Raw genomic sequence first — 12,901 nt, 5'->3', positions numbered from 1 at the left:
CCGGCGCACAGTCGTCCGAATGGCTAACGCAGCGCGTGTCGCGTGCCTTCGGGCGGGCGGAAAATCTTGACGGTTCGGATCGCCTGATCGTCGCTGCGCATCACTTCGAAGGTCACGCCCGCGATCTGCACCGAAACGTCGCCGTCGGGGATGTCTTCGAGCGTTTCGAGGATCAGGCCGTTGAGCGTTTTCGGGCCGTCCGTCGGCAGCGACAGATGCAGCCAGCGGTTCAGTTCGCGCAACGGCATGCTGCCCGCCACGATGCACTCGCCGCTCTCGTCCCAGCCGCCGCGCGAGCCGGCGCCGCGCGGAATCGTCGTCGTGAATTCGCCGATCAGCTCTTCGATGATGTCCTCCGGCGTGACGAGGCCCTGCAATTCGCCGTACTCGTCGACCACGATCGCGATACGGTGGCCGCTTTCCTGGAAGTACTGCAATTGCTGGAAGACAGGCGTGCCCGCGGGCACGAAATACGGTTCGGTGAGCAGTTCGCGCAGCGTGTCGCGCTCGAGTTCCTGGTTGTGCAGCGCCGAGAGCGTCTTGCGCACGTGCAGAATGCCGAGCACGCGATCGATGTCGCCCTGAAAGACGACCAGCTTGTTGTGGTAGCACGTCTCGAGCTGGTGCAGGATCTGTTCGAAGGGCGCGTCGAAGTCGAGCGCTTCGATGCGCCGGCGCGGGATCATCACGTCATCGACGGTGATGTTCTCCAGATCGAACAGATTGAGCAGGATGCTGCGGTGCTTGGTCGGCATGAAGCTGCCCGTTTCCAGCACGATGGTGCGCAACTCTTCGGGCGAGATCCGCTGATCGCGCTTGCCCTTCGTGTTGATGTGCAGTGCGGCGAGGATCGCGTTGGCGAACAGATTGACGAACCAGATGAGCGGCCGCGCGACGCGCATGAGCGGCGCGAGCACGAGGCTCGCCGGCAGCGCCACTTTCTCGGGATACGTCGCGCCGACGATCTTCGGCGCGATTTCCGCGAACACGATGATCAGGAATGCAATGACGCCCGTCGTGATCGACAGGACGAGGTTGTTATGGCCGAAGGTGCGCAGCGCGATGGATGTCGTGAGCACCGGGATGATCGTGTTGATCAGGTTGTTGCCGATCAGGATGACCGAGAGAAGCTGATCGGTCTTCGCGAGCAGGCCTTGCGTCGTGCGGGCGCGTAGCGATCCTTGGCTCGCCAGATATTTCAGGCGATGGCGATTGAGCGCCATCATCGACGTTTCGGAGATCGAGAAGAAGCCGGAAAGGAAGAGAAGCAGAAAAATGGCGCAAATTTGCGCCCATAAGGGAAGGTTGTCCACGCGGTGATCGAGTAGGGGCGGAGATGGGAGGCAATATAGCAGACGGGCCGGCAAGCTCGCCCTCGGCCTTTCGGCCAGCGTACGCGGTTTTGCCGCCGGAAATAAAAAACCCGCATGGCGAACCATGCGGGTTTTTGCAATTCTGGTCGGGGTGAGAGGATTCGAACCTCCGGCCTCTACGTCCCGAACGTAGCGCTCTACCAGGCTAAGCTACACCCCGAATTTGACCAACTTGGACTCTTACGCTGCTTCAGTCTCGTTCAAGACTGCCGTGACGTCGAGTAAGAACATAATTCTAGCAGGCTATCTTTGTAGATGGAAGAGGGAAATGAAGAAATCGCATTTGCCGCTGCCTGAGCTTCCTTGCGCGCGCATTCCAGCGTGTGATCGAGCGCGCCGGACGACGTGATTGCGTGGAAGATCGTGTCGAAGCGATCCGTGCCGCCTTGCTCGATCGCCTCGCGTGCGAGGGCCGCCTGGTCCGGCGTGCCGTGCTCCATCAAATAAATGAGCGGCAGCGTGGGCTTGCCTTCGCGCAGGTCGTCGCCGGCGTTCTTGCCCATCGATTCGGGCGTGCCGGTGTAGTCGAGCCAGTCGTCCATGATCTGGAACGCCGTGCCGATGCGCCGGCCGAACTCCGCCGCCGCCGCTTCGGTCCGCGCATCCGCACCCGAAAGCACCGCGCCGAGCTGCGCCGCCGCTTCGAACAGCTTCGCCGTCTTGTAGCGGATCACCTGCATGTAGCGTGCTTCGTCCACGTCCGGATCGTGCATGTTGAGCAGTTGCAGCACTTCGCCTTCGGAAATGATGTTGGTCGCGACGGACAGGATTTCCATCACGCGCATCTTGCCGACGCTCACCATCATCTCGAACGAGCGCGAATACAGGAAGTCGCCGACCAGCACGCTTGCCGCATTGCCAAACAGCGCGTTCGCGGTCTTGCGGCCGCGGCGCAAATCCGATTCGTCGACGACGTCGTCGTGCAGCAGCGTCGCCGTGTGGATGAACTCAACCACCGCCGCCAATTCGTGACGATGCCCGGTCGTGTCGCCCAGCGCGCCCGAGACGAGGAGCAGCAGCGCCGGCCGCAGCCGCTTGCCGCCCGCGCCGATGATGTACTCCGAAATCTGGTTGATCAGCATCACTTCTGATGCCAGGCGCTGCCGGATGACGCGATTGACCTGCTGCATGTCCTCGGCGATCGGGGCGAGCAGCGCGGCGGCGTTGGGAGAGGAAGTGGCGGTGGACGACATGATCGGCAAAAAGGGTAATCCGGCGGATTATAAGGCGAATCCGACAGACGCCGGGTGGTCCGGTGTTCCGACTCGCGCAATGTCGGCGAATTTCGGCTGCGATTCGCTTCGTTTTCGCCGAGGTTCGGAGCCGGATCGCGCGTTGCGCTGCCCGCGCGGGCATCGTCACGGCGCTTTGACGTCGAGCGTAACTCTATGTATAATCGCGTGTTTTCCCCGCGTGGTGCGTGGAAAAAGAATTCTGAGTGAGGTTCTCAATGTACGCGGTCATAAAAACCGGCGGCAAGCAGTACAAAGTTGCCGTTGGCGAAAAACTTAAAGTAGAACAGATACCGGCAGACATTGACGCTGAAATCACGCTCGACCAGGTTCTCGCAGTAGGCGAAGGCGAATCGATTCAGTTCGGTACGCCGCTGGTCAGTGGGGCTTCCGTCAAGGCTACCGTCGTGTCCCAAGGTCGTCACAAGAAAGTGACCATCTTCAAGATGCGCCGCCGGAAGCACTACCAAAAGCACGCTGGCCATCGCCAGAACTACACCGAACTGCGCATCGACGCGATCAACGCGTAAGCGCATCGGTTAAGGAGCTAAGCAAATGGCACACAAAAAAGCAGGCGGGTCTTCCCGCAACGGCCGCGACTCCGAGAGCAAACGCCTCGGCGTGAAGGTGTACGGCGGCCAGGCAATCAACGCAGGCGGCATCATCGTTCGCCAGCGCGGCACGCGCATGCACCCGGGTGAGAATGTCGGTATCGGCAAGGATCACACGCTGTTCGCGCTGGCCGACGGTCACGTCAAGTTCGTGACCAAGGGCGCTGCGAAGAAGCACACGGTCGTCGTCGTCCCGGCAGCGTAAGTTTTACGCACGGGCTTCAGGACCGAAGAAATGGCCCCGCGAAGTTCGCGGGGCCATTTTTATTTGGTGCGGTCAAAAATTGGTTATGAGTGACCGGCCAGGTCGGTCACGGCAAAATAGAGCGAATACACGGGACGGAGCAACGCATGAAGTTCATTGACGAAGCGAGGATCGAAGTCATCGCCGGCGACGGAGGAGATGGCAGCGCGTCGATGCGCCGCGAAAAGTTCGTCCCGTTCGGCGGACCGGACGGCGGCGACGGCGGGCGCGGCGGCAGCGTCTACGCGGTCGGCGACCGCAACATCAACACGCTGATCGACTACCGGTTCTCCAAGAAGCATCAGGCGCGCAACGGCGAAAACGGCCGCGGCGCGGATTGCTACGGCAAGGGCGGCGACGACATCACGCTGCGCATGCCGGTCGGCACGATCATTTCGGATCAGGAAACGGGCGAGATCATCGCCGATCTGACCGAGCACAATCAGCAGGTCTTGATCGCGAAGGGCGGTGCGGGCGGCCTCGGCAACCTGCATTTCAAGTCGAGCACGAACCGCGCGCCGCGTCAGAAAACCGACGGCAAGCCGGGCGAGCGCCGCATGCTCAAACTCGAGTTGAAAGTGCTCGCGGATGTCGGTCTGCTCGGCATGCCGAACGCGGGCAAGTCCACTTTCATCTCGTCGGTGTCGAACGCGCGGCCGAAGATCGCGGATTATCCGTTCACGACGCTCGCGCCGAATCTCGGCGTAGTGCGCGTCGGGCCGAGCAAGAGCTTCGTGATCGCGGACATTCCGGGTCTCATCGAAGGCGCGGCGGAAGGCGCGGGCCTCGGGCATCGTTTCCTGCGGCACTTGCAGCGCACGGGCGTGCTGCTGCATCTCGTCGACATGGCCCCGTTCGATGAAAACGTCGATCCGGTCGCGGAAGCGAAGGCGATCGTCAACGAACTGCGCAAGTACGACGAGCAGCTTTACGAGAAGCCGCGCTGGCTCGTGCTGAACAAGCTCGACATGGTGCCGGAAGACGAACGCGAGGCGCGCATCGCCGATTTCGTCGAGCGCTTCGAATGGGACGGTCCGGTCTACGAGATTTCGGCGTTGACCGGTCAGGGCTGCGAGGCGCTCACCTACGCGATCTACGATTACATCTCGCAGCATTCGGACGCATCGCGCGCGGCTGAAGCGGAAGATCTCGCCGCCGACGTGCGCTTCCGCGACGACGAAACGAAGGAATAAAGCAACCACGAGGAGAAAGCGCACGATGCGTTCGGTCATCGCCGCTGCGAAGCGAATCGTAGTGAAAGTAGGGTCGAGCCTCGTCACCAATGACGGTCGCGGGCTCGATCATGCGGCAATCTCGCGCTGGGCGTCGCAAATCGCGGCGCTGCGCGAACAGGGCAAGGAAGTCGTGCTCGTGAGTTCGGGCGCGATCGCGGAAGGCATTCACCGGCTCGGCTGGACAAAGCGACCGCGCGAAATCGACGAATTGCAGGCGGCGGCCGCGGTCGGCCAGATGGGTCTCGCGCAAGTCTACGAAAGCAGCTTCGGCGCGCACGGCATCCGCACCGCGCAGATTCTGCTCACGCACGCCGATCTCGCCGATCGCGAACGCTATCTGAACGCGCGCTCGACGCTGCTCACGCTGCTGCGCCTGGGCGCCGTGCCGATCATCAACGAGAACGACACCGTCATCACCGACGAAATCAAGTTCGGCGACAACGACACGCTCGGCGCGCTCGTCGCGAATCTGATCGAAGGCGATGCGCTCGTCATTCTCACCGATCAGCGTGGCCTCTTCACCGCCGATCCGCGCAAGGACCCGAACGCGACGCTCGTCGAGCAAGCCGACGCCGGCACGCCCGAACTCGAGCAGATGGCGGGCGGCGCGGGTTCGAGCCTAGGACGCGGCGGCATGCTGACCAAGATTCTCGCGGCGAAGCGTGCCGCGCACAGCGGCGCGAACACGGTCATCGCGAGCGGCCGCGAAGCCGATGTGCTCACGCGCCTCGCATCGGGCGAGATGATCGGCACGCAACTCATCGCGCGCACCGCACGCATGGCGGCGCGCAAGCAGTGGATGGCGGATCACTTGCAGGTGCGCGGGCATGTCGTCATCGACAAGGGCGCGGTCAACAAGCTCACCGCCGACGGCAAGAGCCTTTTGCCGATCGGCGTCATCGACGTGAAAGGCGCCTTCGATCGCGGCGAAGTAATCGCGTGCGTCGACGATCAAGGGCAGGAAGTCGCGCGCGGCATCACGAACTACAGCAGTTCGGAGGCGCGGCTGATTCATCGGCGGCCGAGCGGCGAGATCGAATCGGTGCTCGGCTACATGCTGGAGCCGGAACTGATCCATCGCGACAATCTCGTGCTCGTCTGAAACGAAAACGCCCGCTGAATCAGCGGGCGTTTTCACATCGTCACGCCGACGCGCGGCGCAATCAGCGCAGATTGATCACGCTTTGCGTGCGCTTGTATTCCATGTTGTTGACGATCTGTTTCGCGGTGCCGACGGGCAGCTTGCTCGTGCAGAAATAATCCTGATAGAGCGCCGCCTGATACGCGTTCAGCTCGCCGTTTTCGATGCGCTTGAAGTCGAATGCGGAACCTTGATCCCAGCCGTTCTGATCGTCGTTGATGCTCGCGTAGCGACGCCATTCGTAGGTGTCGCAACGAATGCCTTCATAGTTGACGTTGCGCGCGCCCGCCGGACTCGTCGCGACGATCACGTAACGAATGACGCCATCCTTGCCGACCGTGAGCGTGGTCTTGTCGACGGCGAACGTGAGCGGCGTGTTCTGCGACACGTTGAACGCGACCAGATTCGATGCCTGCGGCAGCGGTGGCATCGTGTCGATTTTTTCTTCGGTCCAGTTCGGCTTGCGGTCGAGCAGATAGGTGAACACGCCGTCGTCCTGCGTGGACGGCGCCTTGTTGCTGGAACAGCCGGCGAGCACGGCGAGCGCTGCCGCGGATGCCGCGATTACCGCGAGTGAGGCATTCACTTTCAATTGGGTCTTCCCGGAAACATGCGCGCGGGCTTCATGCGCCCGCCCGGCGGAACAAAGCGAGATGGCACGGCGAGAAGTTCGCCGTGCCATCGATCGCAATCGAGTTGAGTGTCAAAGTGCTCGAAGCGTTGCAGTGCCCGGATTCACGATGAGCGCTGCACGATCACATGCACTTCTTCGCTGACCGTGCATTCTGCCTGAACTGCCGCGCCGGAGGCAGTAACGGCAGGAGCTTCGATCGTCATCGTCTGGACGACGCGTGGATAGCGCGGTCCGTGATGCGCGGCTCGCTCGCCGCGCTCACCGCGGGAGTTGGTACGCCGCAGAAAGCGGGACAGCTCGGATAGAGCCATTTGATAAACGTCGCGCTTGAACTCGATGACCGCATCCAGCGGTACCCAATACTCGTTCCAGCGCCAGGCATCGAATTCCGGATGGTCCGTCGCGCGCAGGCAGATGTCGCAATCGCGGCCCACCATGCGCAGCAGAAACCAGATCTGTTTCTGACCGCGATAATGTCCGCGCACCTCGCGCTTGATGAACTTGTCCGGCACCTCATAACGCAGCCAGTCGCGCGTGCGACCCACAACTTTTACATGCTCCGGTAGCAGGCCGGTTTCTTCGTGTAACTCCCGATACATCGCTTGCACAGGGGTCTCACCGTATTTGATGCCCCCTTGCGGAAACTGCCAGGAATGTTCACGCAGCCGCTTGCCCCAAAACACTTCGTTGCGCGCGTTCAAGAGGATGATGCCGACGTTCGGGCGAAAGCCTTCACGATCCAGCATACAGCCACCTTCAAATCCTTTAAAATTGCTTTGATTATAAACAGTTATTGGCCTCGACGCACTGGCACGAACCCCAATTCGGGGCATCCGTGTGAATGTCTTTGCCAGAGCATCCGGCAGGCGGCAAAATCTTCTTTTCTCGCCGGTCGTTCCGTCGTTCACCTTGATCCGCCTGCTTCGGCGCTATCCGCTCCGAAGCGCGCCGCATTTGGAAAATTTGAATGAAAGCATCCCGTTTCTTCATCGGCACCCTGAAGGAAGCTCCCGCCGACGCCGAGATCGTCAGCCACAAGCTGATGATGCGTGCAGGCATGATCCGCCGCGTCGCGGGCGGCATCTACGATTACATGCCGATCGGTCTGCGCTCGGTGCGCAAGGTCGAGGCCATCGTGCGTGAAGAGATGAACCGCGCGGGCGCGCTCGAATTGCTGATGCCCGCCGTGCAGCCCGCCGAACTGTGGCAGGAGTCGGGCCGCTGGGAGCAATACGGCCCGGAACTGTTGCGTTTCAAGGATCGCCACGAGCGCGATTTCGTCATGGGCCCGACGCACGAGGAAGTCGTGACGGACATCGCGCGCCGCGAGATCAAGAGCTATCGCCAGTTGCCGGTAAACTTCTATCAGATTCAAACGAAGTTCCGCGACGAAATCCGCCCGCGCTTCGGCGTGATGCGCGGCCGCGAATTCATCATGAAGGACGCCTATTCCTTCGATAAGGACCTCGACGGCCTCGCAGAGTCGTATCGCAAGATGTACGAAGCCTACGTGCGCATCTTCACGCGCATCGGGCTGGAGTTCCGCGCGGTCGCGGCGGACAACGGTTCGATCGGCGGCAGCGGTTCGCATGAATTCCACGTGATCGCCGATACGGGCGAGGATGACATCGCGTATTGCCCGAGCTCGGACTTCGCGGCGAACGTCGAAGCCGCCGATGCGCTGCCGCTCATCGCGCAACGCGCCGCGCCGACCGAAGAACTGAAGAAGACGCCCACGCCCGGCGCCGCGAAGTGCGAGGCGGTCGCGCAGCTTCTGAACATTCCGCTGGAACGCACGATCAAGTCGATCGTTCTCGCGACCGACAACGAAGGCGCCGAACCGACCATCTGGTTGCTGATGCTGCGCGGCGATCACTCGCTCAACGACATCAAGACGGGCAAGCTGCCGGGCCTGAAGGGCTATCGCTTCGCGACGGAAGCCGAGATCGTCGAATGGTTCGGCACGCCGCCGGGCTACCTCGGTCCGCTCAACACGAAGAAGCCGGTGCGCGTGATCGCGGACCGCACGGTCGCGAACATGAGCGACTTCGTCGTCGGCACGAACGAGGTCGATTACCACACGACCGGCGTGAACTGGGGCCGCGATCTGCCCGAGCCGGAAGTCGCGGACATTCGCAATGTCGTCGCGGGCGATCCGTCGCCCGACGGCAAGGGCACGCTCGAAATCTGCCGCGGCATCGAAGTGGGTCACGTGTTCCAGCTCGGCACGAAGTATTCCGATTCGATGGGCGCGACCTTCCTCGACGAAAACGGCAAGCCCGCGCCGATGCAGATGGGCTGCTACGGCATCGGCGTGACGCGCGTGCTGGGCGCGGCAATCGAACAGAATTTCGACGACAAGGGCATTATCTGGCCGGAAGCCATTGCGCCGTTCGAAGTCGTGATCTGCCCGATGGGCTACGACCGCAGCGACGCCGTGCGCGAGCAGGCCGACAAGCTGTACGCGACGCTGCAGCAGGCCGGCATCGACGTGATTCTCGACGATCGCGGCGAGCGTCCGGGTGTGATGTTCGCGGACTGGGAATTGATCGGCGTGCCGCATCGCATCGTGATCGGCGATCGCGGGCTGAAGGAAGGCAAGCTGGAATATCAGGGCCGCCGCGACGCGGAAGCCACGCTGCTGCCGGTCGATGAAGCCGCCGATGTCGTCGTCGGGAAAGTGCGGGCCGCGCTCGCGAAGTAATGCAGTACAACTTCCTGTCGGCGACGATCCTGCTGCTGCTGATCACCGATCCGCTCGGCAATATCCCGATCTTCATCAACGCGCTGCGCGGCGTCGCCAAAGAGCGGCGCCGCGTGGTCGTGCTGCGCGAAGTGGCGATCGCGTTCGTCATTCTGCTGGTGTTCATGCTGGCGGGCGATCGCTTCCTGCGCGCGATGAACCTCACCGATGTCTCGTTGCGCATCGCGGGCGGCATCGTGCTGTTTCTGATCGCGCTGCGCATGATCTTTCCGCATCCGGACGGCGCGATGGGCGGCGATTCGCGCGGCGGCGAGCCGCTGATCGTGCCGCTCGCGATTCCGGCGCTGGCGGGGCCATCGGCGCTCGCGACGGTGATGCTGCTGACGTCGCAGGCGCCCGGCAAAATGTTCGAATGGATCGGCGCGCTCACGGTGACGATGATCGTCTGCGCGATCGTGCTGATTCTCGCCGAGAAGATTCAGCAATGGCTCGGCGAGCGCGTGGTGACGGCTTTCGAGCGTTTGATGGGGCTTGTCCTTGTCGCGATTTCCGTCGAGATGATGCTCACGGGCATACGCACTTTCGTGCATCAGCTATGAAAAAAGCGGCCCGCGGGCCGCTTTTCTTTTGGATACGGGCGGGGATCACGCCCCTTCCGTCAACGCCCGGATCGTCGGCAGGTTACGCCAGTAACCCTTCGCGTCCATCCCGCAGCCGAACACGTAACGATCCGGCACTTCGAATCCGCAAAAATCCGGACGCAGCGGCTTCGCCTTCGGGATGATCTTCTCGCACAGCACCGCGGACAGAAACGTCTTCGCGCCCATCGCCATGATGCGATCGCGGATCGCGGCCATCGTTTCGCCTTCGTCGAGAATATCGTCGAGCACGAGCACCACGCGATCCTTCACCGATTCCGCCGGCGCCACGCGCCACTGCATCTCGCTGCCGCCCTTGATGGCGTTGCGATAGCGCGTCAGGTGGATGTAATCGAACTCGAGCGGGAAGTCGAGATGCGGCAGCAGCATGCCGGTGAACACGGCCGCGCCCCCCATGACCGAGAGCACGAGCGGGAAGTCGTCTTTCGTCGCAGCCTTGATGGCCGTGGCCATCTTGCCGATCGATGCGTTGACTTCGTCAGCCGTCACGATCTCTTCTGAGTGGCTGAAAATATGGAGGGCTTCTTCGCGATTCATAAGGGGAAGCGGGAAAGGCTGACTTCTAAGTGTGGAAAAAAACGGCGGCGTGCGCCATATGATAAACCCGCGTTTCTTTCGAGTCGGACGCCCGAAGAGAACGCGGGTTCAATAAAAGTGCGGGTCAGCGCATGCCGGGCAGCATGCCCTTCATGCCGCGCATCATCTTTTGCAGGTTGCCGCCTTTCAGCTTCTTCATCATGCCGCGCATCTGCTCGTACTGGTTGAGCATGCGGTTCACCTCCTGAACGTGCACGCCCGCGCCCGCGGCGATACGGCGTTTGCGCGCCGCCTTGATGAGCTCCGGCTTCGCGCGTTCCTGCAGCGTCATCGAATTGATGATGCCTTCCATGCGGCGCATCTGCTTTTCCGCGTTGTTCATGTCCGCGCCTTGCGCGGCCTGCTGAAACTGCGCGGGCAGTTTGTCCATGAGTGACGAAAGGCCGCCCATCTTCTTCATTTGCGAGAGCTGCGCCTTGAAGTCGTTCAGATCGAAGTCGCCGCCTTTCTTGACCTTGTCGGCGAGCTTCTGCGCGGCCTGGCTGTCGACGCCGCGTTGCGCTTCCTCGACGAGCGCGAGAATGTCGCCCATGCCGAGAATCCGGTTCGCCATGCGATCCGGATGGAAGACTTCGAGGCCGTCGAGCTTTTCCGCGACGCCGACGAACTTGATCGGCTTGCCGGTGACGTTGCGCACCGAAAGCGCCGCGCCGCCGCGCGAATCGCCGTCGAGCTTGGTGAGCACGACGCCGGTGAGCGGCAGCGCGTCGTTGAACGCCTTCGCGGTGTTGACCGCGTCCTGCCCCAACATGGCGTCGACGACGAAGAGCGTTTCAGCGGGCTTGAGCAGCGCGTGCAGCTCGCTGATTTCCTTCATCATCGCTTCGTCGATACCGAGACGGCCGGCCGTATCGACGATCACCACGTCGTGATAGTGCCGCTTCGCCCAGTCGATCGCCGCGCGCGCGATATCCGCGGGCTTCTGATTCGCTTCCGACGGGAAGAAGTCGGCGCCGACCTGTTCCGTCACCGTCTGCAACTGACGGATAGCGGCGGGGCGATACACGTCGACGGAAACGGTGAGGACCTTCTTCTTGCTCTTTTCGCGCAGCAGCTTGGCGAGCTTGCCGGTCGTGGTGGTTTTGCCCGCACCCTGCAGACCGGCCATCAGGATCACGGCGGGCGGCGCGACCGCCAGATTCAGCTCGGCTGCCTTGCCTTCGTAATCGCCGCCGATCACGGCCGTCAGTTCCTTCTGGACGACGCCGACGAGCGCCTGACCCGGCGACAGGCTCGACAGCACTTCCTCGCCGAGCGCCTTTTCCTTCACCTTCGCGATGAACTCGCGCACGACCGGCAGCGCGACGTCGGCCTCGAGCAGCGCGAGACGCACTTCCCGCAACATCTCTTGCGTGTTGGCCTCGGTGAGCCGGGCTTCGCCGCGCAGCGTCTTGACGACGCGGGCCATCCGTTGAGTCAGGTTATCGAGCATGGGAAACGGTAGTGAATGCGGCCCTTTTTCAGCGCAAAACGACGTAATCGCCCCGCGTTGCCGCAAGGGAGAAAACGTCGTGATTCAAGGGCCTAGTGTAAACTTCGAACATGGATATTGTACTGTATGCCCTCACTGCGCTTCTCTATGGCGGACTCGCCGTAGCGGGCTGGCGCGCGCATCGCCACACGGCCGTGGAGCCGGCGCTGGCCGGCGTGCCTCCGGGCATCGCATCGCCGGCGGCGGCCAAAAAATCGCCGGACATGGGCGGATTGGGCCGCGCTCTATTATTAGTAGCGTTGCTCGTGCACGGCCTCCTGCTGCACACGACCATCTTTCCCCAGAACGCGATGATCTTCGGCTTCGCGTTCGCGCTCTCCGCGATGTTCTGGCTCGGCGCGGGCATCTACTGGATCGAGAGCTTCTTCTTTCCGCTCGACGGCCTGCGCCTGCTCGTATTGCCGCTCGCGTGCATCGCGTCGCTGTTGCCGCTCGTCTTCGGCGGCGTGCGCGTGCTGTCGTATTCCGCCGCGCCGATGTTCAAGCTGCATTTCCTGATCGCGAACATCGCGTACGGACTCTTCGCGATCGCCGCGCTGCACGCCGTGCTCATGCTGATGCTCGAACGCCGCCTGCAGCGCATGCGCGGCCTCGCGACGCGTCATACCGGCAATGGCTGGCTCGCGAGCTGGCTCGACACGCTGCCGCCGCTTCTGACTCTTGAAAAGCTGCTGTTCCGCCTGATCGCGGCGGGCTTCGTGCTGCTCACGCTCACGCTCGTGTCGGGCATCGCCTTCAACGAGCAACTGGTCGATCGCGCGCTGCGCTTCGATCACAAGACCGTGTTCGCGTTCGTCTCCTGGCTGATGTTCGGCGCATTGCTCACCGCGCGCCGCCTCTCCGGATGGCGCGGACGCGCCGCGTTGCGCTGGGTGCTGGCGTCGTTCGCCGCGCTGCTGCTCGCGTACGTCGGCAGCCGCTTCGTGTTCGAAGTGCTGCTGCATCGCGCGGTCGTCTGAGCGTCTGGATCTATCGGCAT

13 protein-coding genes and 1 tRNA gene are annotated in these 12,901 nt (G+C 62.4%); 7 read left to right on the top strand and 7 right to left on the bottom strand.

Annotation, left to right across the window (positions count from 1 at the left end; genetic code table 11):
* Positions 1-23 precede the first annotated feature (23 nt).
* The 3 genes from NCS03_RS12030 to NCS03_RS12020 all read right to left on the bottom strand — a co-directional run bounded on the left by NCS03_RS12030 (position 24) and on the right by NCS03_RS12020 (position 2,566).
* A complete protein-coding gene (locus NCS03_RS12030) occupies positions 24-1,313 on the bottom strand; it encodes an HlyC/CorC family transporter (protein WP_034471461.1) in 1,290 nt (429 codons plus the stop codon).
* Positions 1,314-1,456: 143 nt separating this feature from the next.
* A tRNA-Pro gene (locus NCS03_RS12025) sits at positions 1,457-1,533 on the bottom strand.
* 40 nt (positions 1,534-1,573) lie between these two features.
* A complete protein-coding gene (locus NCS03_RS12020) occupies positions 1,574-2,566 on the bottom strand; it encodes a polyprenyl synthetase family protein (RefSeq protein ID WP_250519775.1) in 993 nt (330 codons plus the stop codon).
* A gap of 257 nt (positions 2,567-2,823) precedes the next feature.
* Between NCS03_RS12020 and rplU the strand changes: the two genes are divergently transcribed.
* The 4 genes from rplU (at position 2,824) to proB (ending at position 5,797) form a co-directional block, all read left to right on the top strand.
* A complete protein-coding gene (gene rplU, locus NCS03_RS12015; RefSeq protein ID WP_008342953.1) occupies positions 2,824-3,135 on the top strand; it encodes a 50S ribosomal protein L21 in 312 nt (103 codons plus the stop codon).
* 25 nt (positions 3,136-3,160) lie between these two features.
* A complete protein-coding gene (rpmA, locus tag NCS03_RS12010; protein ID WP_008342952.1) occupies positions 3,161-3,421 on the top strand; it encodes a 50S ribosomal protein L27 in 261 nt (86 codons plus the stop codon).
* 146 nt (positions 3,422-3,567) lie between these two features.
* Entirely contained in the window at positions 3,568-4,653 is a 1,086-nt protein-coding gene (gene cgtA, locus NCS03_RS12005; protein ID WP_008342949.1) for an Obg family GTPase CgtA, read from the top strand.
* Between the two features lie 25 nt (positions 4,654-4,678).
* A complete protein-coding gene (gene proB / locus NCS03_RS12000) occupies positions 4,679-5,797 on the top strand; it encodes a glutamate 5-kinase (RefSeq protein ID WP_008342948.1) in 1,119 nt (372 codons plus the stop codon).
* A 61-nt stretch (positions 5,798-5,858) separates the two neighbouring features.
* On the opposite strand, the gene NCS03_RS11995 is transcribed toward proB, so the two are convergent.
* Together NCS03_RS11995 and NCS03_RS11990 are read right to left on the bottom strand one after the other, a co-directional pair.
* Positions 5,859-6,422 carry a CNP1-like family protein gene (locus tag NCS03_RS11995; protein WP_033537265.1) on the bottom strand — a complete coding sequence of 188 codons (564 nt, stop codon included), beginning with the start codon at positions 6,420-6,422 and terminating at the stop codon, positions 5,859-5,861.
* 149 nt (positions 6,423-6,571) lie between these two features.
* Positions 6,572-7,216 (bottom strand): RNA pyrophosphohydrolase, encoded by a 645-nt coding sequence (locus NCS03_RS11990; protein ID WP_008342943.1) that lies wholly within the window; start codon positions 7,214-7,216, stop codon positions 6,572-6,574.
* Positions 7,217-7,437: 221 nt separating this feature from the next.
* Between NCS03_RS11990 and NCS03_RS11985 the strand changes: the two genes are divergently transcribed.
* Entirely contained in the window at positions 7,438-9,174 is a 1,737-nt protein-coding gene (locus NCS03_RS11985; RefSeq protein ID WP_008342941.1) for a proline--tRNA ligase, read from the top strand.
* The gene (locus NCS03_RS11980) at positions 9,174-9,773 is read left to right on the top strand and encodes a MarC family protein (protein WP_008342940.1); all 600 of its coding nucleotides are present in this window, start codon (positions 9,174-9,176) and stop codon (positions 9,771-9,773) included. Before NCS03_RS11985 ends, NCS03_RS11980 begins: the two co-directional genes overlap by 1 nt.
* A 45-nt stretch (positions 9,774-9,818) precedes the next feature.
* Here NCS03_RS11980 and NCS03_RS11975 read toward each other — a convergent pair whose 3' ends face one another.
* Positions 9,819-10,370, bottom strand: a complete 552-nt coding sequence (locus NCS03_RS11975; protein WP_008342939.1) for a hypoxanthine-guanine phosphoribosyltransferase — start codon at positions 10,368-10,370, stop codon at positions 9,819-9,821.
* 124 nt (positions 10,371-10,494) lie between these two features.
* Positions 10,495-11,862, bottom strand: coding sequence for a signal recognition particle protein (gene ffh / locus NCS03_RS11970; RefSeq protein ID WP_008342937.1), 1,368 nt, complete (start codon positions 11,860-11,862; stop codon positions 10,495-10,497).
* A 110-nt stretch (positions 11,863-11,972) separates the two neighbouring features.
* Between ffh and NCS03_RS11965 the strand changes: the two genes are divergently transcribed.
* Positions 11,973-12,881, top strand: a complete 909-nt coding sequence (locus NCS03_RS11965; RefSeq protein WP_008342934.1) for a cytochrome C assembly family protein — start codon at positions 11,973-11,975, stop codon at positions 12,879-12,881.
* The last annotated feature ends 20 nt before the right edge of the window (positions 12,882-12,901 follow it).

Source organism: Caballeronia sp. ATUFL_F1_KS4A, from assembly GCF_023630905.1.
In the GTDB taxonomy this organism is placed as follows: Bacteria; Pseudomonadota; Gammaproteobacteria; order Burkholderiales; family Burkholderiaceae; genus Caballeronia; species Caballeronia zhejiangensis.
Note: the sequence above shows the minus strand (reverse complement) of the source record. Positions and strands in the feature narration are given on the sequence as shown.

Bases quoted from the DNA above. Each gene is read 5' to 3' on its own strand.
- NCS03_RS11965 (WP_008342934.1), top strand. From the start codon at position 11,973: ATGGATATTGTACTGTATGCCCTCACTGCGCTTCTCTATGGCGGACTC.
- proB (WP_008342948.1), top strand. From the start codon at position 4,679: ATGCGTTCGGTCATCGCCGCTGCGAAGCGAATCGTAGTGAAAGTAGGG.
- NCS03_RS12020 (WP_250519775.1), bottom strand. From the start codon at position 2,566: ATGTCGTCCACCGCCACTTCCTCTCCCAACGCCGCCGCGCTGCTCGCC.
- cgtA (WP_008342949.1), top strand. From the start codon at position 3,568: ATGAAGTTCATTGACGAAGCGAGGATCGAAGTCATCGCCGGCGACGGA.
- rplU (WP_008342953.1), top strand. From the start codon at position 2,824: ATGTACGCGGTCATAAAAACCGGCGGCAAGCAGTACAAAGTTGCCGTT.
- NCS03_RS11985 (WP_008342941.1), top strand. From the start codon at position 7,438: ATGAAAGCATCCCGTTTCTTCATCGGCACCCTGAAGGAAGCTCCCGCC.
- ffh (WP_008342937.1), bottom strand. From the start codon at position 11,862: ATGCTCGATAACCTGACTCAACGGATGGCCCGCGTCGTCAAGACGCTG.
- NCS03_RS11975 (WP_008342939.1), bottom strand. From the start codon at position 10,370: ATGAATCGCGAAGAAGCCCTCCATATTTTCAGCCACTCAGAAGAGATC.
- rpmA (WP_008342952.1), top strand. From the start codon at position 3,161: ATGGCACACAAAAAAGCAGGCGGGTCTTCCCGCAACGGCCGCGACTCC.
- NCS03_RS11990 (WP_008342943.1), bottom strand. From the start codon at position 7,216: ATGCTGGATCGTGAAGGCTTTCGCCCGAACGTCGGCATCATCCTCTTG.
- NCS03_RS11980 (WP_008342940.1), top strand. From the start codon at position 9,174: ATGCAGTACAACTTCCTGTCGGCGACGATCCTGCTGCTGCTGATCACC.